This is a genomic window from Acidobacteriota bacterium, from assembly GCA_020845575.1.
In the GTDB taxonomy this organism is placed as follows: domain Bacteria; phylum Acidobacteriota; class Vicinamibacteria; order Vicinamibacterales; family Vicinamibacteraceae; genus Luteitalea.
In genome coordinates this window covers 36,942-62,727 of sequence record JADLFL010000023.1, presented here as the reverse complement: position 1 = coordinate 62,727, position 25,786 = coordinate 36,942, and the positions used below count along the sequence as shown (strand labels likewise).

Here is a 25,786-nt window from a genome sequence, read left to right as displayed (position 1 = left end):
GTGCTCTATGGTTCCCAGATGGTGGCGCCGACGAAGCGTTCGGTGTCGCCCTGGTTGTAGTAGTAGACCGTGACGAGCTTGCCGTCAGGACGCACGACCGTGCGTGGGTAGCCAAGGTCCCACGTGCCGCCGTCGGAGCGCAGCACGATGTCGTCGCTCCACGTGCGTCCCTGGTCGGTGCTCACGCGCGCACGCATGCCATAAGGCTCCGCCCGATAGCCGAACGTGACGACGAGACGCCCGTCGGCGAGCTTCACGAGGCTCGGTGGATTCCCGCGGCCCGTGTCAGGCACGGCGCGTGTCACACCCGTCCACGTGAGGCCGTTGTCGTCGGACCTGAACGCTTCGATGAACCGCCGATAGCGTACCGTCGTGTAGAGCGCCGTGGGCGAGAGCCGCACGGTGGACGGCATGATGCCGAACTCGTTGCCCGCCGCCTCGTCGTGCACGTACGCGAGGCGCGTCCACGTCTTGCCGCCGTCGGTCGTGCGCGCCGCGATCACGCGTCCCTCCTTCTCGTTGGACTTGGCCGCCGTCAGGAAGATCGTCATCGTCTGCGGGCCGTCGACGATGTAGTCGGTGCGTGCGGCGATGCCGGGCGTACCGAAGTCGGGCAGTGCGTATGGGCCCTTCCACGTGCGGCCGCGATCGATCGAGTAGTAGAAGCGCGACGGCCCGACGTGGATGCTCGCCATGCGCGCGGTGAACACGAAATCAGGGTGTGTGAACGGGATGCCGCCCGGGCTCTCGGCGACGGGCCGGCCGCCGGCTTCGGCCGGCACGCCCGCCTGCTGCAATCCTGGCGGCGGTTTGAGATCGGCGGGGTGCTCGACCGTCCACGTGACGCCGCCGTCCATGCTGCGCGCGAGCAGATGTTCGGCCGGACGCGAGTAGTCGATGGAGTGGCTGGTCTTGCTGTCCTTGAAGTATCCGGCCTCGAAACCGACGAGAATCTCGTTACCCCAGGCCCAGATGCCATGATTGGCGGGCCAGCCGCCGTAGCGCCCGGCGACGCGGTAGACGTCGACGTGCTGCACGGACGCGGCGGGTCGTGTCACCGATTGGGCCGGAGCAGGTGGGGTTGCAGGTTGACCGTTCGCGATCGACGCGCCCGGCAGGAACAACATCGCCAGCGGCAGTGCCGCGGCAGCGGGGAGGGGATGACGCATGCGAGAGTCTCGCATCATCTGGAACACGTTTCAAAAATCTCTGCGATGGATCGTTGCGGCAGGGCTTGGTGCGGGCGCCGGTGGGGCCGTCGCCTGGAGCGTGGCGCAGGAGCGGGAGAAGGATCCGCCGATGGGGCAGGCGATCTTCGTGGGCGACACGGTGCTCCGGCCCTACGACCCCACGCCGGCGCTCGTGACGAAGGAGACGCGCGTCGATCGCGCGAAGTATCCGGCCACCGACATCCACGCGCACTGGCCGGCGAGCGTGGAACCTGCGGCGCTGTTGAAGGCCATGGACGATCTCGGCGTCGAGCGCTCGGTGAACCTGAGCGGCGGCTTCGGCGCGCAGCTCGATCGCATGCTCGCGCGCTATCACGACGCGTCGCCCGGACGCCTGGTCATCTTCGGCAACATCGACTTCAGCCGCATCGACGAGCCGACGTTCGCCGCCGATCACGTGACGATGCTCGAACGCGCGCACGCACGCGGCATGGCGGGCGTCAAGATCTTCAAGAGCCTCGGCCTCACCATCAAGGATCGCAGCGGACGCGTGGTGCCCATCGACGACCCGCGCATCGATCCGATCTGGGAGGCGTGCGGGCGCCTGCGCATTCCCGTCCTCATCCACTCGTCAGATCCAGTGGCGTTCTTCCAGCCGATCGACGAGAAGAACGAGCGCTGGCTCCAGTTGAAGCGGCACCCTGACTGGAGCTTCCACGGTCCCGGCTTCCCTGCGCGCGAGGAGGTGCTGGCGCAGCGCGATCGCATGGTCGCGAAGCATCCGAAGACGACGTTCATCGCTGCGCACCTCGGCGACAACGGCGAGGATCTCGCGGCGCTGGCGCGCCGGCTCGAACGCCACCCGAACATGGTCGTGGACCTCTCGGCGCGCGAGGCCGAAATGGGTCGCCAGCCGTACACGGCGCGCGCGTTCCTGATTCGCTGGCAGGATAGCGTGCTCTTCGGCACCGACAGGTATCCCGGCCGTCCGGATCAGCCGCGGCACCGCCTCTATTACCGCCTGCTCGAAACGTCCGACGAGTACTTCAAGTACTACGACCACCCGTTCCCGACCACGGGCGAGTGGCGCGTCTACGGCCTGCACCTGCCGGACGATGTGTTGCGAAAGATTTACCAATCGAACGCGGATCGCGTGCTGGGCTGGAAGGTGGAGGACAGATAGGGGGACGGCAACCGGCAACCGGCAAGCGCTCAGCGCGGACGGAGGACGACGTACGTCGGCAGGCCCACGGCGTTGAAGCGGGAGAGGAGGGCGCGTGAGGGTTCGGCGTCGGGGTCTTCGGCCTGGACCTTGATCTTCACGTACCCGTCGAGCGCGGCCTTCACTCCCGCATCCTCGAACGTCGTCGCGTCCATGGTCAGGCAGTTCTTGCACCATGTGGCCCAGAAGTCGAGCAGGACCGGCTTGCCCTCGCGTTCGGCCTGCGCGAGACCGTCTGCGAGTGAGGCGGTCCAGCCCTCTTCGAGCCGTGCCTGCACGCTCTCCGCAACGGCCCCCGCGTCGACGCGGCGATTGTCGAAGATCGTCCACGCGAGATAGCCGTAGTAGACGGCCGTGGCGAGGATGAGCAGGCCCATCGCCTGCTTCACGCGCACCATCCACGCGCCCGGCTTCGGCAGCCACGCCATGCCGGCGCCCGCGAGCGGCCACGGCAGCGCCATGCCGAGCCCGAGCACGAACGGCAGCGCCAGCGCGAGCGACGTGCCGCCCGCGTACAGGCTGCTCGAGAAGAGAATCACCTGGATGACGACCGGCGCGACGCACGCGCCGGCAAGCAGCGCCGCCACGCCGCCCATCGTGAAGGCGAGCGGAATCGAGCCGCTGCGGCCCTGCGTCGACGGACCCGCGGCGAGCGTGGAGAAGTCGATCAGGATCACGTCGAACATCGCCAAGGCGAGCACCACGAAGAGCAGCGCGATCCCGAGGTTGAACCACGGCGACGCGTTCAGCGTGCCGAACGTGCCCGCCGTGAGGATCACCACGAGTCCGAGGATGCCGTAGACGAGCGCCATCGCCGCGCCGTACGCGAGGCCCAGCACGAAGCCGCGCTGGCGTGAGCCGGCCTTCGCCCCGGCGCCGATGATCGCGAGGTTGATCGGCACCATCGGCAGGACGCACGGCGTGAGGTTCAGCGCGAGGCCGCCGAGCAGCACGATGAGCAGGATGGCCACCGGGCCGCGGCCGTCGAGCAGGCCCTTCTGCACCACGCCGCGTTCGGCATCCGAGACAAACTGCAGGAAGTCGGCAGACCGCAGGTACCCGCCTGTGGTGCCGAGCACGGTGAAGCGGTCGAGTGCTGCGTGGATGTCGGCGTCGGAGGCCGGAGTCGGCTGCGCGGGCGCGGCGTCCTGCGGCGCGATCGCACGCGCGACGGGAGCGGCACCGGGATCCGTCGTCCGCCCCTGCGCCAACCGCGCGAACACGGGCGTGTCCATACCTGCGGTAGCGGTCCCTGCCGACGCAACGGTGACGGTCCACTCGACTGGGGCCGTCTGCGGCGCGAAGCAGATGCGATCGTCGCAGGCCTGATAGCGCAGGCGGCCGGGGATGGTCAGCGTGCCGGCGGAGACGTCTGCAGCGATCGCGATCTCGGCACCCGCGACGAACTCGTGATCGAACACGGCGAGGGGCTGCGGCTGCCCTTCCTGCTCGAAGTCCGAAGGTGTCGGGTAGATCAGGTGCCGCACGGTGACGCCCGCCGGCGCGTCGATGGTCAGCACCGTCGGGATGAGCGACGGATCGCGCGGCGCGTCCGACTGCACGTGCAGCCCCTCGGGCAGGGTCGCCACGAGCGCCACCCGCGCGTCGCCGCCCGCTGCCACGACAGTGGGTGCGTGCGTGACGATCTCGGCGCGCGGCCGCCGCGCCTGCGCGCTCAGCAGCGCGCCCGCGCCGGCGACGACGAGCAGCACCGTGGCGATGCGCATGCACAGGCGGGCCGTCGGCCATCGGCCTTCGAGAAGGGGAGAAGAGGGCTGGGCGAGCCGGCGGAGGGTGCGCACCTGACCATCGTACCAAGGTCATCACGACGCTCCTCGTCTTCGCAGGGGCCGTCTCCTACCGTGGCCTCGTCTCGTCGATCAGGAACGGCTCCAGCGGCGTCAGGTACCGTTCGTACTGATGCTGCTCGAACGGAGTGGGCAGCTTCGGAGAGATCACGTCGAGGTGGCTGCGGAACTGCTGGAGTGCCAGGTGCTCGAGCTCGCGGTGCGCCGACACATCCACTGACGTCTGCCGGCGCGGGAGTTGCGACAGGTCCGTGCCGCTCTTCAGTGTGACGATGAACTCGAACACCGCCCCGCACGCGCGCGATGCGGCGCACGCCGTTCGGGCGATCTCGTTGGTCGCCACGTGTTCGGCGTGACTCTCGAACGGACTTGTCACGTACAGTTCGGCGGGCCGGAGTTCGGCGAGCAGCGTTGTCATGCGCTGCGTGGCGACGTCCCGTTGCGCCACGAGGGACTCGTTCGGGATGTCCATGAAGACGATCTCGCCCTTGCCGTGCGTGAGGATGTTCACCGAACGGCGGGTCTCATCCTTGCGCATCGCCGCCACTTCGACTTCACTCGGGTTGGCGTCGATGCCGAACCGCCGCAACAGCGCCCGTCCATCGGTGACGACCACCACGACGACACGGCGTCCCTCACCGGCGCGCGTGGCGATGAGCCCCCCGGCACCGAGCGTCTCATCGTCTGGATGCGGCGCAAGGATGACAATGGGGCCTGCCGGTTGGGCGTGCAGCGCGGTGCCGAGCAGTATCGCGAACGTGATGGTGGCGATGGCGGCCCGGAGCATCCCGCCCATTGTACGCACGCCGCGCCCCTACGACCGTCGGGCGACGCGTTCCGTTCTGGCGCCGGTGCCGTCGGACCAGGCGCGGTAGGTGAGGGTGGCGGCGCCGAGTTCGAGGATGTCGCCGTCGGCGAGCGGGCGGGGCGTGGTGACGCGCTGGCCGGCGACGAAAGTACCGTTGCTCGAATCGAGGTCGCAGACGAGCGTGGCGTCTGCGCCCACGTCGACGCGCGCATGGCGACGGGAGACGCCGGATGCGTCGACCCACACGGCGCAGCGCGGATCGCGTCCGATGACGTGTTCGCCCGGCGTGAGCGGGATGGCTCTGTCCTGATACACGAGCCAGCACAGCGGCGTCGCCGGACCCTGGTCTGCGCGCGGCGCGGCGAGCGTCTGCGCCGGACCGCTGAAGGCGTAGCCCACGCGGTGGACGGTGCGGACGAACGCCGACTGCCGTGAGTCGTCGCCGAGCACCTGGCGGATCTCCGCGATCACGACGCTGAGGCTGGCCTCGCTGACGAACGTGTCGCGCCACACGCGGTCGTGGATGTCGCGCTTGCTGACCACGGCGGGCCGGCGTTCGAGCAGGAGCGCCAGGAGATCGAACGCCTTGGGCGACAGGTGGACGCGCGCACCCGCGTCGAGCAGTTCGCGTGTGTCCGAATCGAAGGTGAAGCGTCCGAAGGCAACCCGCATGCGCGTTTCGCCTGGCGATGGAATCCTTGGGATTCCCTTGGGACTTCGCCGCAGCGTCCGGTGCATAGTACCCGACGAGGACCGGTGACGTGGGTCCGGCAACTGGCAACCGGCAACGGGCAACCGGTTGGCGCCAGGAGCGGACGCCCCTGGCCTCCATTTTCGAGATCCGCTACGCGGCGCAGTTGTTCCGGTTGCCGGGTTGCCGATTGCCGGCCGGGAGGAACCTGATGACGACGGTGAAGGCACCGAGTGGGCGCGACATCTGGCGGGCGGTCCGGGAGGAGCTGTCACTCAACCTGTACGCGCTGCCGTACAGCACGCTCGCGCCGACCATCTATCACGTCTACCTGCACCCCGAGGACCACGAGGCCATCGCCGGCGTGTCGGCTGCCGTGGCGGATCAGGTGAAGCAGGCCCTCACCGAGGAAGTCGCACGCCTGAACCGCGGGATGGACGGGCGCGTGAAGACCATCATGGCGCGCCTGCTCGAGCGCGACAGGCTTGCGCCCATCGAGGTGCCGCCTGGCGGATGGGAGGTCCACATCCGCCAGGATCCCGACGGCGAGCTCGCGCGCGGCCAGATCGGCATCGTCTCCACGCTCGCGATGCCCGCGCCCGTGGAGTACGCCGGCACGCCCACCACGCGCATCGTGCGCAGCGTGGTCGGCGCGTCTGGACGGACGGCGACAGTGACGCACGAGCCCGTTGCCGCACCTGTTGCGCCCCCCGCCGCTGGAGTGCCGCGGCCACTGCCAGGCGCGCCGCCAGCCGGCGACGTCAGGACGACCGACGTACGCGGCGGCCGCGACAGGGCGCGCCTCACGTATCGCGACGATCGCGGCACGCACACCTTCGTGATGCGTAAGGACACGATTGCCATCGGACGCGGCGGCAGCGCCGTGTGGGTGGACGTGCAGGTGATGGCGACGCCGCGCGTCTCGCGCGAGCACGTCAGGATCGGTCTCGGCGCCGATGGCACGTTCTTCGTGCAGGACGTCAGCCTCTGGGGCACCACCGTCGACGACACGCCTGTCCCGCCGGCCGTGAAGGGACCCGAGGGCGTGGCCCGACCCGGCCCCGAGTTCCCGTTGCCCGCCCGCGCGCGCATCGGTCTGGCCGGCATCGTCACTTTCGACTTCGAGGCGCTGGTCTGATGCTCGCGGCACTGCAGTCTCTTTTCCTGCTGGCACTCGTGGCCACCGTGGCGTGGCTCGGCTGGCTGGCGCGGACGTACGACCGTGGCTGACGCGACGATCGGCACGGCGTTCGCGGCCTCGTCGCGGTCCGACGCAGGACGCGTGCGCACCAACAACGAGGATCTGCCGGTGCTCGATCGCGAGCGCGGGATCGTCGGCGTGATCGACGGCGTGGGTGGACACGCCGCCGGCGAGACGGCGGCCGCCATCGCGCGCGAGGTGATCCTCCAGCGTCTTGCGCGTCCGCTCGGCACGCCGTCGGAGCGCGTCAGGGAAGCGATCGCCCTGGCGAACAACGAGATCTACCGTCGCGCGTCGGCATCGCCCGATCTCACCGGCATGACGTGCGTGGCCACTATCGCGCTCGTGGCCGGCGGACACCTCACGATCGGCCATGTCGGCGACAGTCGCCTGTACAAGATCGGCGCCGGCGGCGTCGTGAAGCTCACGCACGATCACTCGCCGATCGGCGAACGTGAAGACGCGGGCGAGCTCGACGAACTCGCCGCGATGCGCCACCCGCGCCGGCACGAAGTGTTTCGCGACGTGGGCAGCGCGCTGCGCGACAAGGACGAGCCCGACTACGTAGAGGTTGTCGAGACCACGTTCGAAGACGATGCGGCGGTGCTGGTGTGCAGCGATGGGCTCACGGACATGGTGCCGGCGACGACGATCGACAGCGTGGTGCGCGCGCACGCGGGCGACGTCGAGGCCGTGACGGAGGCGCTCGTAGCGGCGGCCAATGATGCCGGTGGACGCGACAACGTGACGGTGGTCTATGCCGAAGGGCCGCGATTCGCGCGCCGGCTGGCCGAGTCCGCTTCCACATTGCCGGCGCAGATTTCGCGGACGGCTGACGACGACACGCACACGCGCGGCACCGGTGGTCGCGCGACCTGGTTCGTGCTCGGCGTGCTCGTCGGTCTTGCTGCCGCACTGCTCGCTGTGTGGCGACTGTCGATTGCGCCGCCGGTCGGTGGTCGCACGATCGTTGCCGCGGCCGTGGCATCCGACACCGTCGCCGGCCTGGCCACCGCCGTGCACGACGCGCGTCCGGGCGATGTGATCCGTCTCGAGCCCGGTACGTACGCCGAGTCCGTCGACGTGCCGGACGGCGTGTCGCTTCGCGCGCGCGTGCCCGGTGCGTCGATCTTCGTGCGTCCGTCGACGGCCAGCGGCGACTGGACCGCCATCGTCGCGGGCGGACCCGCCGGCGGCGCCATCAGCGGCGTCCGCATCGTGTCGACAGACGACGCACCCGTGGATGTCGGCATCAGGCTGAGCGGGCAGGGGCGGGCGATCGAACTGCTCCAGATCGACGGCGCGAGGCGGGCGGCCGTGGAACTGCTGCCGGACGCATCGGCCACGCTGATGGGCACGCATGTCTCGGGACCCGGCACCGCGGTCGCGCTGCGCGATCGCAGCAGGCTCGAAGCATCGGACAGCATCTTCATCCGCCAGTCCGCGCCAGCACCTGGACCCGCACCAGACGTCTCGGCCATCGTCCTGCACGCGGGTGCATCGGCGGTGCTGCGCAGGAATGCGTTCGTCGGGTTCGGTCCGTCGCCGGTCGCCGGCCTGTCGGCACCAGAGCGCGACGCAGTTCGGACAGACAACGTGGTGGTGCATGCTCGTCCTGACGAGACGCGCCGCGCCGGTGGGGACCGCTGATGGCGTGGCAGGTGGCGGGTTACGAGACCGATGCGGACAAGCCCTTCGATCAGGGCAGCTTCGGCACGGTGTGGCTGGCGCGGCGCAAGGCCGATGGTGCGCGCGTGGCGTTGAAGCTGGTGCTCCGCGACCACGCGGCAGACGCCGCCGAGCGTATCGAGGCCGAGCGTCGCGGCGCGATGCTGCAGCGCAGCTTCCACGACGCCCACGGCATGGTGCCCGCGGTGTACGACGTCGGCTACGACCGCGACGGCGACCTCTACATCGCGATGGAGTTGATCCAGGGCGGAGCGCTCTCCGACGCGATTGCGATGGGCGCTGTGGCACCACTGGACGCGGCGCGGCACGCGGCGGCCATCTGCGCGTTCCTCCAGCGCGCGCACAGCTTCACCACCACGATTGAAGGCGATCACTATGACCGCCTCGTTCACGCGGATCTGAAGCCGGGGCACATCTTCGTCAGGCCGTCGGGTGGCGTGATCGTGCTCGACTTCGGGATCGCGAAGGCGCTCGACAAGTCCAAGCCGCTCACCACGAACAACTGGGGAACGTCGGCGTACATGTCGCCCGAGCGTCTCATCGACGGCCGCGTGGACGAGCACGTCGACTTCTGGTCCGTCGGCGTCATGCTCTACGAGATGCTGGCGGGGCACAGGCCCTACCGCACCCTCCAGGCGCCCGCCTTCAAGAGCCAGCTCGAACGCGCGATTCGCGGCAACGCGCCGCGCGAGCCGCTGCCTGTCGCGGTGCCTGCCGCGCTCTCGGCGATCGTCGACAAGCTGCTCGCGTACCAGCCCGATCGACGGTACGGCAGCGCCGCCGCCATCAAGGCCGATCTGGCGACCTTCCTCGAAGGTGGCGAGCCGATGGCGCTCGCCGAGTACGACACGCCCGCCACCACGCGCGTGGCACCCCACGCCGACGCCGATCAGCCGACGACACGCCGCGATCAGGAGTGGCACGATGCGGCCGTGGGACTCGGGTGGGCCGGGTCGCCGGTACGGGCCGTCGGTCCGGTTCCGGCGACGGATCCGCTGCCATTCGTACCTCCGCCCTTGCCAGTCGCGGATGTGCCCCTTGCGCGGCCGCTGGACGCGGCGGGCGCGCCGGCGTCCTCGCCGGCGGTGGGTGCGACGAGATGGCCACGCCTGCGTCGCATACGCCGACTGCTGCGCGTGGCGGCATTGCTGGCCGCCCTCTATGCCGTCACGAGCGAAGCGGTGGCCTGCGCCGGCGCCGAGCGCTTGCGCGCGGCGGTGCCCGCCATCGACGGCGCCACGCTCGCGACCGCCGAAGCGAATTACGACGATGTGGCGAGGACGGGGCCGCTCGACCTGGGTTTGCGTTGGCGCGTGAACGGGCGGCTGCGGTCGCACCTGGTGGGTCTTGCCGATCGCGTGATCGAGGACTACCGCAGCGACCAGCCGTCGCTCACGCTCACGGACTGGAAGCAGGCGCAGCGCGCGCTGCTGTGGGCACTCCGGTTGTCGCCCGGCGATCGCATCGCGCGGGCTCGCCTTCAGTTGTGCGACGCGCACATCATCCGCATCTCCAATCGTCCCGGGCGATCGGAGGCCACGCAGGCCACCTACAGGCGCGCGATCGATCGCTTCAGGGCCGCGAGTCGCCTCGACGCGGTCTCGTTCGATCCGTACCTGGGAATCGCGCGCGTGGCCGTCTACGGTCTCGTGCCCGCCGACGTCGACCTCGCGTCGGAGGCGATGGCTGCCGCGCAGCAGCGCGGGTACACGCCGGGCCGTCGCGAACGCGCGCAGTTGGCGGACGGGCACATGCGGCGCGGCGAGACGCTGCGGCGCGAAGCGCGCAACGTGTCCGGGGAGGAACGCCTGCACGCGCTCGAAGGGGCGCGTGCGAGCTTCGAGGCGTGCATCGAGGCGTTCGAGCCGATCCTCGGCTTCGCGAACGCCGCGAAGAACATCGAGATCTGCAAGGACCACGTCAAGCGCGTGGACGAGGAACTGGCCGCCGCCACGTCCCGAGGGCCCTCCTGATGCGCATCATCCAGACGACGCCGTCTCGCGTGGGACGGCCCGCAGCATCGCAGCCCGGCGCCACGCGCGCGGCGAACGTGGAGATGCTCGGCCTCCTCGCGACGACGGTTGTCGTGTTGTTCGGGGTGGGTTTGGCGATCGCAGGACGCCACGGGCTGAAGCCCGTGGCCTCCATCCCCAAAGAACAATCCGTGGTCGTAGCGCCGGCGGTGCTGCACGACCTCGCGTCGCCGGCGGCGCTCGTCCCGCTGCTCACGATGTTCGAGAGCGACCGCGAACGAATGGCGGTGGCGGAACGCCTGTATCGCCGCGCAACTGACACGATCGATCCACTGGAGCACGTCGGTGGTCTGGCTGGCGTGACAGTCACGGCTGACGAGCGCAAGGCCGACAGCCGGCTAGTGCAGGCGCGCGCGCGCGCGGCGGCGCGCGAGACGACAGGGCCGATCCGTCTGCTGTCGCCGGCGGACCTGGCGGCGCTGAAGCCGTCGCTCGCCGTCAGGACGTCGAGCGCGTACCTCAGGCAGCTGGCCGGCGCGATCGCGCTTTTCGTCGCGGCTTTCTGGATCGCACACGTCGTGCGCCGCTGGCGTGGCGCGACCGACGACCCGATCGTCCTGCCGACGCTGCTGCTCCTGTGCGGCATCGGCCTGATGGGGATGATCGCGCTGCGCGATCCGTTGCGCGACGCCATGATCGCCTCGACGTTCGCGAGTGGCGTCGCCGCCGGGCTCGCCCTGCTGCTCGTTGCGTCGGAGCTCGATTATGAGTCGTCGCCGCTCCGCCACACCGTGCTCCTGCCGCTCGCGGCCGCGCTGCTGCTTGCCGTACTGCTGCTCCTGTTCGGGTCCGGGCCCGGCACGAGCGGCGTGAAGGTGAACCTCTTCGGCGGACAGCCCGTCGAAGCGATCCGCCTGCTCGTCGTCTTTGCGATTGCCGGCGCGCTCGCGCGCCGATTCGAACTGTTGCGCGAACTGCACGAAGCGCCGGCGGCACAGCCCGCGTGGCTGCGCGCCGTGCGCCTGCCGCGATGGCGCGACGTGCGTCCCGTAGTGGCGAGCATGTTGCTCGTGATGGCGTTCTTCTTCCTCCAGAAGGATCTCGGACCGGCGCTCGTCCTCTCCGGCGTGGTGATCGCGCTGTATGCGATCGCACGCGGACGCCTGGCATTCGTGTTCGTCGGCACGGCGATGCTGGCGGCCGGCTTCGCCGCGGCGTATGCGATCGACGTCCCGGCAACGGTGGGGCAGCGCGTGCGGATCTGGGCCGATCCCTGGAACAACGGCGTGACGGGCGGCAACCAGATCGCGCATGGCCTGTGGGCGCTCGCGACAGGCGGACTCTGGGGCAGCGGACCGGGTGCAGGCAGTCCGCAGTCGATCCCCGAAGGCCACACGGACTTCGTGCTCGCCGCGCTCGGCGAGCAGTTCGGCGCCGTCGGCGTGCTTGCCGTCGTCGCGCTGTTCGCACTGCTCGCGTGGCGGTGCCTGCGCATCGCCGTACGCGCGCCCGGCGACTACAGCGCGCTGCTTGGCGTTGGCCTCACGCTCGCGCTCGTCGTGCAGGCGGCCGTGATCGCGAGCGGATTGCTCGGCCTGCTGCCGCTCACGGGGGTGGTGACGCCGTTCCTCAGCTACGGCCGGTCGTCGATGCTCGCCAACTGCGTCGCCGTCGGCATCATCCTTGCCGTCGCCCGTCGACGCGGCGACGTGCGTGCGCATCTCGCGCAACCCGTGCGCGTGCTCGGCGTCGTGCTGGCGGTCGTCGGCGGCGTGCTGGCGTTGCGCGTGACGTGGGTGCAGGTGGTGAAGGCCGATGCCATTGCCGGCGCGTCGAGCCTGAGCGGGCAGGCCGATGGCGGCTACCGCTTCGAGTACAACCCGCGTCTGGTCGCCGCGGCGCGGGCCATCGAGCGCGGCACGATCTACGACAGGCGCGGCGCGGTGCTCGCAACGAGCCGGCCGTCGGAGATGCGCGCCGCAGGCGAGTCGCCGGGACGGTCGCGCGCATGTACGGATGGCGCGCCGCGCTGCTATCCGCTCGGTGCCCTGACGTTCGGCGTGATTGGCGACTGGGCCTCGCAGGCCAACTGGGGGGCGCGCAACGCGTCGTACGTCGAGCGCGAGTACGACACCACGCTCAAGGGCTTCGACGATGGGCAGCGGGTGGTGGAGGTGGTGCACCCACGGACGGGTGCGCGCGAACGCACGGTGAGACGCGACTACTCGGCGCTGCTGCCGCTCGTCCGTCATGGGGCCGATTCGACGCGGTCCGACGTGGCGTTGCTGCTGGGGCGTCCGCGCGACGTGCACGTGGCGCTCGACGCGCGACTCCAGCAGCGGACGGCTCACGCGCTCGCGTCGGCGATCGAGCGCGGCGGCCACGCTCGCGGTGCGGCGGTGGTGCTCGACGTCGAGACGGGTGACGTGCTCGCGTCTGTCAGTTATCCGATGCCAGACGCGTCGGCCAACGGGCTGGTTCGCGTGACACCATCCGACGCCAGTACCGATGGTGCGCGCGCGGCGGATGCGCTGCTCGACAGGGTGCGGTACGGGCTGTACCCGCCAGGGTCGACGTTCAAGCTGCTCGTCGCCGCCGCAGCGTTGCGCAGTCGTCCGGAGGTGCAGACGGTTCCGCACCTGTGCGTGCGACTGCCGGACGGGCGCGTGGGCCACGAGATCCGCGGCTGGTCACGGCCCGTGCGTGACGATGTGATGGATACCGTGCCGCATGGCGCCGTCGATCTGCACAAAGGCCTCGTGGTGTCGTGCAACGCGTATTTCGCGCAGCTTGCGATGCAGCTCGGCCCCCGTCCGATCCTCGATGCCGTCTCGACGTTCCAGATCGACGTGGCGCGACCTGCGACAGCCGAGCGCCTGCGCGACACGCTGCCGCACGCCGGCTACGGCCAGGGCGAGGTACTCGTCTCTCCACTGAAGATGGCGCGCGTCGTCGCGTCGATCGCGGGCGGCGGTCTTGCGCTCCCGGCGCGATGGACGCTCGAAGACGATGTGGCGCCTGGTGACGCGCCGCGCTTCCTGGCCGAGAGCGACGCGGCACGCCTCGCGCGAGACATGCGCGAGGTGGTGAAGGTGGGAACAGGCAAGACGCTGGCGGGCAACGCCACGCCGATCGCCGGCAAGACGGGGACCGCCGAGGTCGACGGACGGCCCGCGCACTCGTGGTTCGTCGGCTTCGCTCCATACGGTGGATCGCGTCCCATCGCCTTCGCCGTCATCGTCGAGCACGCCGGATACGGCGCACGTGCGGCGGCGCCCGTGGCGGGCGCGATCGTCGACGCGGCGCGCGACCTCGGGTACTTCGAGAAGGGACCGGAAACCCTTCGTTCCCGGTAAGGCCGTTCGGTGCCCGGTGCCAGGTGCCCGGCCGCTTGGGGGTGATCGCCATGGATGCACGTACGCTCGCGGGGTTCGGCAGGGATGTCCAGTCGCGCCTGCGCACGTTCTTCGACGCGCCGCTCGGACCGGGTGCCACGCCGATCGAGATCGTGCAGGCCATCCTCGACGCCGTGGAGCGGCAGGCGCCGGCCGTTGGCCGCGGCCGGCGCGTGTTCCCCTGGCGAGCGCTCGACATCCGTGTCCTGGCTCCTGCGCGCAGTGCGATCCCGGCGGCGCTGAAGGGACTCGACGCGCGCATTCGCGAACGACTCGCCGAAGTGCGCTGCGAGGTGCCGACGGCCCTCGTCGTTCGCGCGTCGTGCGTTGACGAGGCGCCAGCCGAATGGGCCGACGGACAGTTGTTCGACATCGCGGGTGAGGCACACGGTGAGATGGCGGACGCAGACGTGGAGACCGCGGAATCCCCGGCGATGTCGCTCGCGCGATGCGAACTGGTCATCACCGTGATCGCCGGCACCGCCGATGTGGCGGGTCCTTTCCGCGAGGCGACGGTGTCCATTGGCCGCTCGGTCGATCCCAGCGACGGGTACGGACACCTCCGGCGGAATCGCCTCGCGTTCCACGACGTGATCGACGGCGTGAACGAGACCGTCGGCCGGGCGCATGCGTGCCTGAAGCGCGACGGGGCGGGCGACTACCGCCTGTTCGACGAGGGCAGCCGCAACGGCACGGCGATCCTGCGAGATGGCGAACTCATCGCCGTCCCGCGGCGCGATCCGCGCGGCGTGCGCGTGCGGTCCGGTGACGAGATCCACCTCGGACGGGCAATCGTTCGCGTCGAGATCGTGCGAAACGCTTGACTTACGTCTTCGGCCCGGAACAACCTCAGCCATCCACCGCCCCGCCGGCACCCCGTCCCGGGTTACGCGCCGACAGGGTACGGACGCGTGATGCCTTCGAAGACGAGCGCGGGCGTGTTGCTGTACCGGCAAGGCGCCGAGGGCGTCGAAGTGTTCCTCGTGCACCCCGGTGGCCCGTACTGGTCGCGCAAGGATGCGGGGGCCTGGACGATCCCGAAAGGGGAGATCGAGCCGGGCGAGGATCCGCTTGCTGCCGCGACGCGTGAGTTTCTCGAGGAAACGGGGTCCGAAGTCGCCGGGCCGTTTCGCGCGCTCGGCTCGGTGCGCATGCGCAGCGGCAAGGTGGTGTATGCGTGGGCGACAGAGGGTGAGATCGATGCCACAGCGATTCGCAGCAACGTCTTCTCGATGGAGTGGCCCCCGCACTCCGGCCGCCAGCGCCAGTTCCCCGAGGCAGATCGCGCCGCCTGGTTCACGATCGGCGAGGCCCGGACCCGCATCCTGACAGGCCAGGCCCCGCTGCTCGATACGCTGGTGAAACTGCTGGAGTAGAGGCGGTATTCCTCAGAAGCTGACGTTCACCGAACCCCAGAAGCGGAGCGGCTCCTGGAGGTTGTTGTACGGACTCGCGTACAGCGTCTGACCGTTGGAAACGTAGGGCTCGTAGGCGAGGAAGTCCGTGTTGAGCAGGTTGAAGATCGTCGCGTTGAACGTGATGCGGCGCGTGAGCGTGTACGAGCCTCCGAGGTGGACCAGGCCGTACGGCTTGAAGTCGCCGATGGCCGCGCGTGCGGCCTGCGCGGCGGCGCTCGTGCCGCGCGTGCGGCTGCCGCGCGCTTCGACGCGCACCCAGCTGCCGAGACGATCGGTCACCGACACGCGCACGTTGGCGTTGAACATGTGCCGCGGCGTGTTCACGAGCGGCTGTCCGGCCTGCGCGCCGCTGCGCTGCTCGCTGTCGGTGTACGTGTAGTTGGACATCAGGTTCACGCGCGCGCCGATGGCCAGGCGCGCGGCCGCCTCGACGCCCTGCGTGATGGCCTCGTCCACGTTGATCGACTGCCCGAACAGGTCGACGTTCGGCCAGTTGCCGACGTCCACGCAGCCCGGACGATTGGGATTGCCGCGGAAGCTGCAGTTCTCGAGGCCAGGCCCGCTCGCGATCTTGTTGTCGAAGTCGTTGCGGAACACGCCCACATTCAGGCTCAGGCCGCCGCGCACGTAGAACGCGCCGGCTTCGGTGGTGGTGCTCGTCTCGGGTTGCAGGCCCGGGCTGCCGAGGAGCGGGATCGTCCCCTGACCGCCGAAGCCCGTGATGCCCTCGGCGAGCTGCTCGAGGCGTGGCGTCTTGAAGCCGCGGCTCACGCCGCCCTTGATCGTCCAGTTGGTGGCCGGCGTCAGCACGAGGTACGCGCGCGGGCTCACCTGGCCGCCAAAGGTGCTGTGGTGGTCGTAGCGCACGCCCGCCGTGAGCGACGTGGCCCTGGCAAGCCGCCATTCGTCTTCGGCGAAGAGCGCGCGCTGCGTGTGGTCGTAGGGCGCGGGTGCGACGGCGTCGACCATGTGGGCATCCCACCACTGGCCACCGACCGAAACGGTGTGACGGCCGAGGGGCGCCACCAGCTTCGCGTCGACGATGGTGTTGGTGGAGCGCAGCGCCCGCGGATCGCCGGCGACGCGGCCGGGCGTGCCGGGCGGGATGGTGCGGCCGATCGTCTCTGTCGCGTTGCGCGCGACGCTCGAGTCGATCACGCCGAACCCGAGCCGGCCCACGTACGCGCCCACGAACTGCTGGCGCTGGAACTTCAGCTGCTCCTGGTAGCCGCCCTGCACGCCGAGGGTCCCGAGCTGGCGCTCGCTGTTGTCGTAGGTCTGCCACACGCCGTCGGCGTCGAACGTGACGTCGTGGTCGCGACCGGGCACGAAGGACAGCCGGCCGCCGGCCGTCTGGATGTCGGCGCCCGTCGGGCTGAGGCCGAACGAAGTGAGCGGCACGTCCGTGCCATCGACGTTCTCGTACTTCAGCGCCGCCGCTTCGCGATGGTAGGAGTTGCCGCGGAGCGCCACGCCGAGACGGCGGGAGATGACGGGGCCTGTCAGATAGAGCGAACCCTGGCCTGTCCTGCCGTAGTCGGAGTTGGACTGGAGCGTGCCGTCGAGCGTCGCTGTGCCGCCCCAGCGATCGGACACCCTCCGCGTGATGATGTTCACCACGCCGCCCATCGCGTCGGAGCCGTACAGCGTCGACATCGGGCCGCGCACCACCTCGATGCGCTCGATGGCGCCCACGGGGGGCATGAAGCTCGTCGCCGTCTCGGTGAAGCCGTTGGGCGTCACGTTGCCTGCCGCGTTCTGCCGGCGGCCGTCGATGAGCATCAGCGTGTAGTCGCTGGGCATGCCACGCATGCTCACCGTCAGCCCGCCCGTCTTGCCCACGTCCTGCCCGACGTCAACGCCTTCCACGTCGGCGAGTGCTTCGGCGATCGTCGAGAGGCGGCGCTCCAGCAGCTGCGGTCGATCGACCACCGTGACGCTGGCGGGCGCGAGGCGGACGGCCTGCTCGAAGCCGCCTGCCGTCACCGTGACCGTCTCGGTCACCGGCGCGACGGGCAGCGCGAGGGTGACGCGATTGTCCTGACCGACTGCCACGACGAGCTCACCCGTGAGCGGCGTGAAACCGGGCTTGATCGCCGTCACCACCCACGTGCCGACAGGCAGTGGCCTGTTCCATGCGCCCTGGCCGCCCGTGCGGACCACGTGCGTCGTGCTGCCGCAGGTGAGCGTCACCTCGGCGTCTGGCAGAGGAGCCGTCGACGCGTCCGTGACCAGGCCGCCCGCGTCTGCGGACTGCCCGTCGTGCGTGCATGACGCGCCCGCGGCTGCTTGTGCCGGCGCGGCGATCGCTGGTGTGGCGCAGGCAGCGAGGACGCCCGTCACCACGAGGACGAGCGGCCACTGGCGGTGACGCCATGACGCATCGCGCACCGCGAAGGGGGCGGTCGACGAAGAGGGAGAGAGCAACACGGAGAACATCCTTCGTATGGGGAGGGCAGTGGGGCTGCCCCGGAGAGTCGCCGATGGCCAATCGACAGAAAGAGAAGTGAGACTCAGTCTCGCTTGCGGCCGAGCGGGAGTCTAGCCGCTCGAAACCCGACCAGTCAAGTCGGATCTGCCGGCAACCGGCAACCGGCAACCGGCAACCGGCAACCGGCACCGAGCGCCGGCAACCGGCAACCGGCAACCCGGCAACCGGCAACCGGCACCGAGCGCCGGGCAGCGGACGGATGGAGGCCAGGGCAACCGGAACCATCCGTGGTAGGTAGGGCAGGCCCTCCGGGCCCGGCGCCGACACCGATGTGGGTTCCGGAGGCGTGCGTCCGGTTGCCCGTTGCCGGGTTGCCGGTTGCCGGCAACCCCTTCAGCGCCGTGGGTTGCGGAGGTAGTACAGTCGGCCGTCTTCGGCGCCGCCGATGAAGTCGGGGGTGCCGTCGCCGTCGAAGTCGGCGGTCGTGGGGCTCACGTCGTGTCCTTCGATGTTGCGCGCGGTGAGCGGGCCGGCGTCGCGGAACCACCAGCGGCCGTTGCGGTCGGAGACCTGCAGCAGGACATTGGCGTTGACGGAGTTCACGAGCAGGTCGAACCGACCATCGCCGTTCCAGTCGGCGATCGCGATCTTCCGTCGCCCGCTGCCACCGGCTGTCTTGTCGTTCAGGCGAAGCGGCGCACCCGTCTCATCGACGAACACGCGACGGGGATGCCGGACGTCGACGCCCTGTCTGTCGCGCCCGAACAACGAGAGATACCCCTCCGCGTCGAGCATCACGAGATCGGGCCGGCCATCCCCCGTCACGTCGTACAGGACAGGCGTCGTCCGCCATTGCGTCAGCAGGTTCTGACCTGTCGGCCGCTTCCAGCCCCACGCCAGACGCGGCGGATCGCCCTGCCAGGCCACGCGAATCGGCTCCGGCGCGGCCAGCCGCGGTGCGCGATGTGTGCCGACATTGCGCAGCCACATCACCTCGCCGAGGATCGAGTTGAAGACGATGTCCGGCCGGCCGTCGCCGTCCCAGTCGGCGGCGCTGAGCGTCGTGTAGCCCCACTTGGCTTCGACAGGCCCCTGGATGGAACCGTTGGGCCCGGCCATCACGCGGAATGTCCGTTCGCCCGCTTCGAGCCGCTTCGGTGCCGCCCAGCGCGGACGCTCGACGCGCGGCCCGCTCAGGTTCTCGAACCACTCGATGTAGCCCGCCGTGTTGCCGCTGATGATGTCGATGTCGCCATCGCCGTCCCAGTCGATCGTCGTGGGCGTGGCGAGCGCGCCGGACTTCAGCGTGTCTGCCTGCTGCTGGAAGTAGCGCGGGGTTTCGAAGATGGGCGTGCGCGCGGCGTCGAGCCTGCCGGTGTTGCGCACGTACGCCACGCGGCCGTCCTCGTCGCCGACGATGAGATCGGGGTGACCGTCGCGATTCCAGTCGAACGCGACAGGGACGATCATCTCGAGGTCCATCCGCAGCGGCGTGCCGTCGGGTGTCGGCACCGGACGTCCTGCCGCGTAGCGCGGCTCGCGCCGCGTGCCCACGTTCTCGTAGTACGTGAACCCGTCGAGGAACTCGCCCGTGAGGAGGTCGAGATCGCCGTCGCGATCGAAGTCCTCGAAGTTGGGCACGGGGTTGCCCATCGGCTGATCGAGCCGCACGCCGCCGGCCATCAGCGGCTGCGGCGCGGCGTAGCGCGGTGCGGCGGTCGTGCCTTCGTTACGCAGCACGTAGATCACGCCATGCAGCGGGCCGTGGATCCAGTGCCCCGACGCGTCGTACCCATCGTCCCAGCCGTAGTCGGACCAGTCCTCGGCGGCCTGGACGATGTCGAGCGCGCCGTCCCCGTCGAAGTCGACGTACTTCCAGACGTTGTGGCGGATGCGCGGCCCTTTCGGCTGCGTGCCGAAGAGCGTCGTGTGCGCGGTGACGGGCAGGGGCAGCGTGACGCCGCGATCGGGCGTGAGGCCCGTGCGCGTGACGTCGGGCCATTCGGTGTTCATGCGCAGCACGCGCAGCGCGCCGTCGACGTAGGACGGCGTGACGTAGTGCAGCGTGGGGCCGAGCCGGCGGCCCGGTGCGAACACAGGCATCTCGTCGCCGGGGCCCGATCGGTTCTCGAACAGCCACACGCCGTTGGAGGGCTTGTCCGGACAGGAGACCAGGAGGTCCGTGTCGCCATCGCCGTCGACATCCCACGGGATGGGCCACGCCCACAGGCCGACGCCGAGATCGACGACGAGCCCCGGGTTGTTGTAGTGGAGCGGCTGGAGCGGCGAGTCCTGCGCGCTGACGACCGCGGCAGCCAGTGCAAGCGCGGCGACGGTTCTGGTGAGGAGAGGGGACGGCATGAAGGGGCGCCGGATGGGGGAGGCGCGTTTGGAGAGGTGCAGGGGCGACGCATGCGTCGCCCCTGCGGACGGACTCTACTCGTCGCCCACCACGGTGGCGGGCGAGGTCAGGGCGGCGAGCACCTCGCGGTAGAGGTACAGCGCGCCCTGCACGCCATCGTGCGGGCCCTGCTCGTACTCGAGCGCGAACGTGCCGCGGTAGCCGGCAGACAGCATGATGCGCACGCCGCGCTGCACGTCGTTGCGATCGCCCCAGCGATCCCAGTACTTCGCGTGGCAGTTGGTGTGCGAGTACGGTGCCAGCGCGCGCAGGCCGTTCACGAGGTTGTACTCGTGCTCCCAGTTGCAGAAGTCGGGCGAGGCCTCGCAGTACGGGTGGTTCACCTCATCGATGATCGTCCTGATGATCTGCGGGTCCGCCGCCAGACCCCAGTGGTTCTCGATGGTCACCCGGATGCCCAGCTTGCCGCCGTAGTCGGCCATCTCCTTGTGCGATTCGATGGCGGCTTCGAGCAGCGGGATCAGGTCGATGTTGCGCGGATAGCCGTCGCCCGGCCCACGCGGCACGGCGTTGGGACGGATGCTCGGCCCGAGCGCCTGCGGCGAGTTCATGCGCATCGACTTCACGCCGAGCACCTTGCAGCCCTCGAGCCAGCGCTTGGCGAGGTCCACGCCAGCCTTGCGACGCGCGTCGGCTTCGGGCGACCCGTAGTCGGCCAGGCCGTTGGGCGCGTTGTTGGAGACGTGCTGCACGTACGTGCCCGTCTTGACGCACGTGTTGGCGAGCTGGTCAAGCCACTTGCGGCCCGACGGGCTCAGCGGATCGAATCCACCAGGACGCCCGTTGGCGTTGGTGAAGAACATGCTGTCGTCCTTGATGTCGCCGAAGAACCCCGAGAAGATGTCCATCCGGGTGACGCCAGGGAACGTGTCCTTGGTGAACTGCGGGAAGTCCAGGAGCGTGAGCTCGCCGTACTTCTTCTTCATCTCGTCGGCGTTGGGCAGGTTCGCGCGGGCCTTTGTCGCGGCCTCGGCCACGCGCAGGGCTTCCTTCGCGTTGGGGTTCTTCTCGATCTCGGCCTGCGCGGCGCGCGCGGCTTCCTCGCGGCTCTGCATGGCGGCCGACGGCGCGCCTGCCGGGCGCGGCCCCATGGAGCGCTGCCTGAACAGCGACCGCAGCGGCCACGTGTTGCTGGCGATGCGGTCGAGCGCCGCCTTCTGCACCGCTTCCTGCGCCAGCGCGGCGTCCCGCGGCGACAGCAGCACCGCCGCCGTCGTCACCCCTGCCGTCGCCGCCTTGAAGAAGTCGCGGCGTCCCACCCCGTTGCCTTGTTCGTGCTCCATGCGCGTCAGTCCTTGTCGTAGAAAGAATCGGAAAACTGCCGGTCCCGCGACGCGACGATACACCGCTGTCACGAACCCGTCCTCAAATACGACGAGGAGGGAGGAAATGTGACGGCAACGGGCAACCGGCACCGGGCAACCGGTTGCCGGTAGGGAGTCCGACGTCCGATTGCCGGGTTGCCGGTTGCCCGTTGTCGGGTTCTACCGCTCGAGCTTGGCTCGCTGCTCTGGGGTCAGCCACGCGGAGGAGACGGTGCCGCTCGTGAGGCCGGTCTTCAGGCGCGTGCGTCCGGCGTCGGTCTTCAGGAGGCCGTCGATGGCGATTGCGCGGTTGCGCTCGGTGTACTCCGCCATGTGCGCGGCGAGGGCGTCTGCCGCGCGGGCGTCCTGCATGTCGGCCAGGCCGGCGATTGCGCCCATCTGGAGTTCCGCGTCGACCTCCTTCGAGAGGTAGCGCGTGAGCTGACCGCCGGCGCGCTCCCACGGCAGTACCGCCAGCATCCGCTGCGCGTCGTACCGCGTTCCGTTGCGCACGCGTGCCTCGTCGACCATCGCGACGGCGAGGTCGAGCGAGCGCTGCCAGCGCGCGGCGCGCGTGGCGTTCCGCGCGAGCCACGGCGCCATCACGTCACCCGGCCACGTGCCCGCCTGCGACAGTCCCATCACCACGCCGCCGCCGAGCACCACGGCCTGCCAGTCGCGCAGGGGTTCACCGACAACGGGCATCGACGCATCCATGAGGGCGATCAACGCGGGCTCGTTCACCGCGCGGCCGGCGGCCACCGCCACGCGCCAGATCCACGGGATGCGCCGATACTCCTCGGTCTCGTCGTTGTCGGGCAGTCCGGCGACGAGTGCCTGCACCACGGCGCTCGCGCGCGGTGCCGCGTCGCGCGCCAGCGTGTCGCGGGCCTGGCGGTCGCGCGTGTCGTCGAGCAGCGCCGCGGCGATGGCCGCCGGCGTGGCCGTGGCGGCGTCGGGGAGTGCCGCTCCCGCGGATACCGGCGTCGCGGGCGCAGGGACCTGTCGTGGCGACGACGTGAGGAACACGAGCAGGTCTGCCATTTCCTCCGGCGAGATCTGCTCGGCGAACGACTCCGGCATGATCGACTGCGGCACCACGCTCATCGTCCTGATGTCTGCGCGCCTGACGGTTGTCGTCACGCCGGGGCCCTGCCTGAACGTGATGCTCGTGGGCGACTGCTCGCCGATCACGCCGACGAGCGGATCGCCAGACGTTCGTTCGACGGCGTATGTCTCGTAGTGCTGCGCGATCGAGCGATTCGGTTCGAGTATGTTGGCGAGCAGCACGGGCATGGGCTGGTGCCTGACCGTGGAGAGATCTGGGCCGATCTCCACGCCGTTGCGACCGTCCACCTGATGGCACATCGCGCAGTGCGTCACGAACACCGCTTCGCCACGCGCGGCTTCTCCGCGTCCGCCGAGTGCCGCGGCGTACCGTTCGAGCCTGGCGGCACGCGCTTCGGGGGCTTCCTCCAGCACCGTGCGCGCCCGCGCGCGGATACTCTCGTCGCGATGCATGATGAGGCTGCGCGTGTGCCCGAAGTTCAGCATCCAGCGCTTCACGGTGCCCTGCTGGAGTGCGTCGAGCATGGCGACCGATCCTTCGCGCCGCGCGAGGATCACCGTGGCTGCCCGCGTGCGCACGGCCGTCGACATCGCCGGCCAGTGCGCGAGCAGGAATGCGGGCGTCTCCGCGCCGGGGATGCGGCCGAGGGCCGACACGCCGGCGACCTGCACGGCGTCCGGTTCGCCGGGGCCGATCACCGCCTCGAAGAGCGACTGTGACGCGGCGGGGTTCACGAGCGCGAGCAGCGCGATCGCATCGACGCGTGCGTCGGCCGTGGCTTTCGCATCCTTCGCGACGCGCGTGGCAGTGGCCAGCGCCGTCGTCGTCGCGGGACCTGCCTCGACGCCCGCTGCTGTGAGCAGCGTCACTGCCGCCCGCCGCAGCCGCGGCCGATCCCCCGTCGCCATCGCGAGCAGGGTGACCTGACTGCCGGCGAGCGCGCGCCGATCGGCGCTGGTGACGCCGCGCGCGATGCCTTCGAGGAGCGACGCGCGCCACCACTCGCCGGTGGCCGCCGCATCGTTCACCGCGGCGATGGCCGTCGTGAGCTCGTCGGCCCGCTGTCGCGCGGCGAGGACGCCGCCGAGCCTGTCGAAGAAGCGTGCGCGTCCCGGCGACTCCGCCGCCGTGAACGGCGATCCCGGCGCAACGGCTCGTGCGAAGTACGCCGCGGCGCGATCCGACGAGGCGCTGAGCGCGGCTACCTGCACCCATTCGTCCTCGATGTCACGGAGCAGGAGCTGCTCCTGCGCGGCCAGCGACGCCGGCGTCGAGAGCGATCCGAGCGTGGCCAGCAACTGGAACCTGACGCGCGGGTTCGGATCGTCGACGTGGGCGAGCAGGGCCTGCGCGACGTCGGGCTTCGAAAGCCAGCGTTCGGCGAGCACGATGGCGTTCTCGCGAATGCCGGGATCGGCGTCGGCGAGCGCCGCGAGGACGGGGGCGGCCTCCAGCCTGTCGAGGCCTTCGAGCGTCCAGAGTGCGTGCAGGCGCGCGACCGGGGACGGCCGGTTCGCGGCCATCGCGTTGAGCGCGGGCACCGCGCCCCGCTTGCGTCCGTGAACGAGGAGTCGCTGCGCCGTGCGTCGCTGCCACTGGTTGGGGTGTGCGAGCGTGGCGACGAGCTGCGCATCGGTGGCGGATCCGAGCGTGGGCTTCAACTGCGCGCGCCTGTCTGCCGGTGCGTCAGCCGAGACGATGCGGTAGATGCGTCCGCGATCCTTGCCGGTGGAGAGGACGCCGGGGTTGCGCTGCAGGTCGCTCGACGCCCACTCCGGATGTTCGATGTAGGGTCTGTAGTAGTCGACCACATACAGCCCCGCGTCGGGACCGACATACAGGTTGACGGGCCGGAACCACGCGTCCTGCGACGCGAGGAACTCCATGTCCGTCCGTGCGCGGCTTGCAACGAACGTCGAGCCCGTCGGCGTGAGCACGTCGCGATGAACGAGGTTGTGGACCGGTTCGGCGATGAACGTAGTGCCCTCGTAGCCCTCGGGGAACGCCCCACCGCCGTACACGGTGAGCGCGCACGCCGACGTGAACTGGCCGGCCTCGGTGAGCAGGTCGAAGCGCGCGCCGTGCGTGATGGGCATGATGTTGTTGTTGCCGTGGTCCGAGATGTCGGCCATCGCGCTCGGCAGCAGCAGGTGCGGGTTGCGTTCGAGATAGCGCGCGGCGATCGTCTCGTGCCGCTGGTGAATCGAGTTGTTGTGCGCGAAGTAGTGGCCGTACGCGTCGAACGCGTTGCCGTACTGCGTGCGGCTCGACAGGCCTTCCATCAGGTGCGAGTCCGGCTTGAGCCGCACGCCGCGTCCCTTCGCGTCGAGTGCCTTGCCTGCGGGCATCGCCGCGAACCGCAGGTCCGTGCCCTTGTCTCCGAACAGGTCCCTGTAGATGACGGGTTCCGATCCGCCCGAGTGTGCGAGGTAGATCCAGTTGTCGAGGCCGAACACCGGATGGTTCACCGCGTGCTGCGGGTTGGTGCGCGCGAAACCGGTCAGGATCACCTCACGCGTGTCGGCCTTGCCGTCGCCGTCGACGTCCTCGAGATAGATCAGATCCGGCGGACTCGTGACGAGGATGCCGCGCTTGTAGCGCATCACGCCGCTCGGCAGCACGAGGTTGTCGGCAAAGAGCGTGCTCTTGTCGACACGCCCGTCGCCGTCGGTGTCTTCGAGGAGCTTCACGCGGCCGCTCGGGCTGACGTCCAGCGGATAGCCCGGCATCTCCACGACCCAGATGCGGCCGTCCTCGTCCACGTCCATGGCCACGGGACTCTGCACGTCGGGTTCGCTTGCGACGAGCTCGATGCGGAACCCCGGCTCCACGCGCAGCATCGTCATGGACTGCTCGGGCGCGTACGGAGGAGCGCCGGGCCCGCCTTGTCCACGCACGCCCGCGTGTGTCACGAGGGCAGCCGCCAGCAGCGCACCGCCCAGAACGATCGTCGATCTCTGTCGCATCGGCCTCTGCATGGTAACCGGGCACCGGGCAGGGGGCACCGGGCAGCGGAACGGACCGAGTCCATCTCGGCCGGGCTCGGAGAGCCGGCCCTGCCCACTGCGATGTTGGCGCTAGCCATTGGGACGGTAAGGCGGGTCGGCCCTCCGCGCCCGACCCGTCCTGTGCGCTGCGCCCTGTGCGCCCACAGGCCACCAGCCGTGAGCCGCAAGCCGGCTGCAT

15 protein-coding genes are annotated in these 25,786 nt (G+C 70.0%); 7 read left to right on the top strand and 8 right to left on the bottom strand.

Translation table 11 applies throughout. The features are described from left to right. Positions 1–5: 5 nt before the first annotated feature. Positions 6–1,169, bottom strand: a complete 1,164-nt coding sequence (locus tag IT182_06800) for an exo-alpha-sialidase (GenBank protein ID MCC6163041.1) — start codon at positions 1,167–1,169, stop codon at positions 6–8. Here IT182_06800 and IT182_06795 point away from each other — a divergent pair. Beyond that, positions 1,168–2,352 carry an amidohydrolase gene (locus tag IT182_06795; protein ID MCC6163040.1) on the top strand — a complete coding sequence of 395 codons (1,185 nt, stop codon included), beginning with the start codon at positions 1,168–1,170 and terminating at the stop codon, positions 2,350–2,352. The genes IT182_06800 and IT182_06795 overlap by 2 nt on opposite strands. Positions 2,353–2,381: 29 nt before the next feature. Here IT182_06795 and IT182_06790 read toward each other — a convergent pair whose 3' ends face one another. From IT182_06790 to IT182_06780, 3 genes are read right to left on the bottom strand one after another with little or no spacing between them, the layout of a single operon-like run. Next, positions 2,382–4,193 (bottom strand): thioredoxin family protein, encoded by a 1,812-nt coding sequence (locus tag IT182_06790; GenBank protein ID MCC6163039.1) that lies wholly within the window; start codon positions 4,191–4,193, stop codon positions 2,382–2,384. 55 nt (positions 4,194–4,248) lie between these two features. Next, positions 4,249–4,986 carry a PIG-L family deacetylase gene (locus tag IT182_06785; protein MCC6163038.1) on the bottom strand — a complete coding sequence of 246 codons (738 nt, stop codon included), beginning with the start codon at positions 4,984–4,986 and terminating at the stop codon, positions 4,249–4,251. 27 nt (positions 4,987–5,013) lie between these two features. Beyond that, positions 5,014–5,679 (bottom strand): winged helix-turn-helix domain-containing protein, encoded by a 666-nt coding sequence (locus tag IT182_06780; GenBank protein MCC6163037.1) that lies wholly within the window; start codon positions 5,677–5,679, stop codon positions 5,014–5,016. Positions 5,680–5,909: 230 nt separating this feature from the next. Here IT182_06780 and IT182_06775 point away from each other — a divergent pair, with 230 nt between their 5' ends. The 6 genes from IT182_06775 to IT182_06750 all read left to right on the top strand — a co-directional run bounded on the left by IT182_06775 (position 5,910) and on the right by IT182_06750 (position 15,332). Further along, on the top strand, positions 5,910–6,836 hold the full coding sequence (locus IT182_06775) for a DUF3662 domain-containing protein (protein ID MCC6163036.1): 927 nt from the start codon (positions 5,910–5,912) through the stop codon (positions 6,834–6,836). Between the two features lie 84 nt (positions 6,837–6,920). Then, positions 6,921–8,549 (top strand): serine/threonine-protein phosphatase, encoded by a 1,629-nt coding sequence (locus tag IT182_06770; GenBank protein MCC6163035.1) that lies wholly within the window; start codon positions 6,921–6,923, stop codon positions 8,547–8,549. Further along, positions 8,549–10,561: a serine/threonine protein kinase gene (locus tag IT182_06765; GenBank protein ID MCC6163034.1), complete on the top strand. Its 2,013-nt coding sequence runs from the start codon at positions 8,549–8,551 to the stop codon at positions 10,559–10,561. Before IT182_06770 ends, IT182_06765 begins: the two co-directional genes overlap by 1 nt. Continuing rightward, positions 10,561–13,917 carry an FtsW/RodA/SpoVE family cell cycle protein gene (locus IT182_06760; protein MCC6163033.1) on the top strand — a complete coding sequence of 1,119 codons (3,357 nt, stop codon included), beginning with the start codon at positions 10,561–10,563 and terminating at the stop codon, positions 13,915–13,917. Before IT182_06765 ends, IT182_06760 begins: the two co-directional genes overlap by 1 nt. Before the next feature lie 50 nt (positions 13,918–13,967). Next, complete coding sequence (locus IT182_06755; protein MCC6163032.1) at positions 13,968–14,780, top strand: FHA domain-containing protein; 813 nt, start codon at positions 13,968–13,970, stop codon at positions 14,778–14,780. 90 nt (positions 14,781–14,870) lie between these two features. Beyond that, positions 14,871–15,332 (top strand): NUDIX domain-containing protein, encoded by a 462-nt coding sequence (locus IT182_06750; GenBank protein ID MCC6163031.1) that lies wholly within the window; start codon positions 14,871–14,873, stop codon positions 15,330–15,332. Between the two features lie 12 nt (positions 15,333–15,344). Here IT182_06750 and IT182_06745 read toward each other — a convergent pair whose 3' ends face one another. The 4 genes from IT182_06745 to IT182_06730 all read right to left on the bottom strand — a co-directional run bounded on the left by IT182_06745 (position 15,345) and on the right by IT182_06730 (position 25,566). Next, complete coding sequence (locus tag IT182_06745; protein ID MCC6163030.1) at positions 15,345–17,813, bottom strand: TonB-dependent receptor; 2,469 nt, start codon at positions 17,811–17,813, stop codon at positions 15,345–15,347. Between the two features lie 385 nt (positions 17,814–18,198). Continuing rightward, complete coding sequence (locus IT182_06740) at positions 18,199–20,166, bottom strand: VCBS repeat-containing protein (GenBank protein ID MCC6163029.1); 1,968 nt, start codon at positions 20,164–20,166, stop codon at positions 18,199–18,201. A gap of 75 nt (positions 20,167–20,241) precedes the next feature. Beyond that, on the bottom strand, positions 20,242–21,318 hold the full coding sequence (locus tag IT182_06735) for a TIM barrel protein (protein ID MCC6163028.1): 1,077 nt from the start codon (positions 21,316–21,318) through the stop codon (positions 20,242–20,244). Positions 21,319–21,711: 393 nt separating this feature from the next. Beyond that, positions 21,712–25,566, bottom strand: a complete 3,855-nt coding sequence (locus IT182_06730) for a c-type cytochrome (protein ID MCC6163027.1) — start codon at positions 25,564–25,566, stop codon at positions 21,712–21,714. Positions 25,567–25,786 lie beyond the last annotated feature (220 nt).

Excerpts from the sequence above, each read along its gene's own strand:
- IT182_06800 (MCC6163041.1), bottom strand. The coding sequence starts at position 1,169 with ATGCGTCATCCCCTCCCCGCTGCCGCGGCACTGCCGCTGGCGATGTTG.
- IT182_06795 (MCC6163040.1), top strand. The coding sequence starts at position 1,168 with ATGCGAGAGTCTCGCATCATCTGGAACACGTTTCAAAAATCTCTGCGA.
- IT182_06775 (MCC6163036.1), top strand. The coding sequence starts at position 5,910 with ATGACGACGGTGAAGGCACCGAGTGGGCGCGACATCTGGCGGGCGGTC.
- IT182_06750 (MCC6163031.1), top strand. The coding sequence starts at position 14,871 with ATGCCTTCGAAGACGAGCGCGGGCGTGTTGCTGTACCGGCAAGGCGCC.
- IT182_06740 (MCC6163029.1), bottom strand. The coding sequence starts at position 20,166 with ATGCCGTCCCCTCTCCTCACCAGAACCGTCGCCGCGCTTGCACTGGCT.
- IT182_06780 (MCC6163037.1), bottom strand. The coding sequence starts at position 5,679 with ATGCGGGTTGCCTTCGGACGCTTCACCTTCGATTCGGACACACGCGAA.
- IT182_06735 (MCC6163028.1), bottom strand. The coding sequence starts at position 21,318 with ATGGGGCCGCGCCCGGCAGGCGCGCCGTCGGCCGCCATGCAGAGCCGC.
- IT182_06755 (MCC6163032.1), top strand. The coding sequence starts at position 13,968 with ATGGATGCACGTACGCTCGCGGGGTTCGGCAGGGATGTCCAGTCGCGC.
- IT182_06765 (MCC6163034.1), top strand. The coding sequence starts at position 8,549 with ATGGCGTGGCAGGTGGCGGGTTACGAGACCGATGCGGACAAGCCCTTC.
- IT182_06730 (MCC6163027.1), bottom strand. The coding sequence starts at position 25,566 with ATGCGACAGAGATCGACGATCGTTCTGGGCGGTGCGCTGCTGGCGGCT.
- IT182_06760 (MCC6163033.1), top strand. The coding sequence starts at position 10,561 with ATGCGCATCATCCAGACGACGCCGTCTCGCGTGGGACGGCCCGCAGCA.
- IT182_06745 (MCC6163030.1), bottom strand. The coding sequence starts at position 17,813 with ATGTTCTCCGTGTTGCTCTCTCCCTCTTCGTCGACCGCCCCCTTCGCG.
- IT182_06785 (MCC6163038.1), bottom strand. The coding sequence starts at position 4,986 with ATGCTCCGGGCCGCCATCGCCACCATCACGTTCGCGATACTGCTCGGC.